This window comes from Moorena sp. SIO3H5 (assembly GCF_010692395.1).
Lineage (GTDB): Bacteria > Cyanobacteriota > Cyanobacteriia > Cyanobacteriales > Coleofasciculaceae > Moorena.
Window position 1 is genome coordinate 1 of record NZ_JAAHHS010000748.1, and the last position, 1510, is coordinate 1510.

1 protein-coding gene and 1 pseudogene are annotated in these 1510 nt (G+C 43.2%); both read left to right on the forward strand.

Annotated features, from left to right (window positions below; all coding sequences use genetic code 11):
• Window positions 1-697, forward strand: a pseudogene (locus tag F6K52_RS36200) (hypothetical protein); the annotation flags it as partial.
• A gap of 363 nt (window positions 698-1060) precedes the next feature.
• Window positions 1061-1510 (forward strand): quinolinate synthase (locus F6K52_RS36205; protein ID WP_293090036.1); only part of this gene is annotated, 450 nt, incomplete at its 3' end.

Below are 1510 nucleotides of genomic sequence, written 5' to 3' on the forward strand. Positions count from 1 at the left end.
TATCTCTCAGCCGAAAATACTGGTGCGAGTGCTAGCGGGGCGGAGTCCGCAAGAGGTGAAACAAGCGAAGTGGGTGTACTTGGCTTACGTGTATTCGACCTGGATAGCAATGGTTTTGTTTGGGATTGCTTGCCGGGTCTTAATGCCTAACATTAGTGATCCCGAACAAGCCTTGCCCTTGTACGCCACACAACAATTTAATCCTTTTTTAGTCGGTATTGTGTTGGCTGGTGTCTTTTCTGTGATTGCCTCTACAGCAGATTCCCAACTTCTGGTTTGTTCCAGTGCGATCGCTAGAGATATTTCCCCGGGGTTGCATCGGAGGATGTCCCGGAAATATGGCGTGAAATACGAGCAATTCATGACCTTAGTGGTGGGAATACTCGCTGTAATTGCGGCAATTTCTATTTCCTCCACAGTGTTTTCATTGGTTCTTTTGGCTAGTGGAGCTGTGGCCAGTTCCCTCGGTCCAGCCATGGTCATGATATTATTGAAAAGGCGAACTCATTATTTAGCCTTGAACTCTATGATGTTGGCGGGATTGAGTACTGCTATCCTCTGGCGAGTTTTAGGATTTAATAACATCCTATCCGAAGTTTGTCCAGGCTTTATTGTAGCCGTGTTGGTGCATGAGGTGTTAATGAAGAGTGTTTTCAAATCCAAGGGTCGTACTATTGGTGAGGGGTTAAGGAAATAAGGTTTAAATTAGGTGGGTAAATTGGTAATTGAAAATTAACGAACAACCAATTCGGACAAAACATATAGGAGATAATAATAGTTAAATCTAATCGGGTGCATCTCAGTTTTGCCTAATTTCCATCATTGAGATGCACCCAAACCTAATCGAGCTGGCTGCTGAAGTTATGGAGATAGATCATTTTCTGTTGCGCTCCCATGAAGTCAGTCTAGTCGAGGGCAGCAGAAAGATAGCAGAAAGATAGCAGGACTTAAAGAAATTTGACTACTACACCACACAGTAGGCTCCCGAAGATTTAATAATTATTAAAGAAAAAAAATATCCAAAAACTAGTAAACTAGTCAGAAATAGGGAAATAATACTATGTTTACAAATGTCCTCCCAAAAACAACCCTAGAGTTGGAGTATCCGCCCAAAGACCTTTTTGAAGCGATTGAAGACCTCAAAAAAGAATTAAACGCAGTTATTCTCGCTCACTATTACCAAGAACCAGATATTCAAGATATTGCTGACTACATCGGCGATTCTCTCGGTCTTTCTCAACAAGCGGCGGCTACAGAGGCAGATGTCATCGTCTTTGCTGGGGTTCACTTTATGGCAGAAACTGCCAAAATCCTTAACCCCAATAAATTAGTACTACTCCCCGATTTAAACGCAGGTTGCTCCCTAGCTGACAGTTGCCCTCCCGAAGAATTTGCGGCCTTCAAAGCAGCCCATCCCGACCATCTAGTGGTGTCTTACATTAATTGCTCCGCTGCCATTAAAGCGATGAGCGATATCATTTGCACCAGTTCTAACTCAGTTAAGATCGTC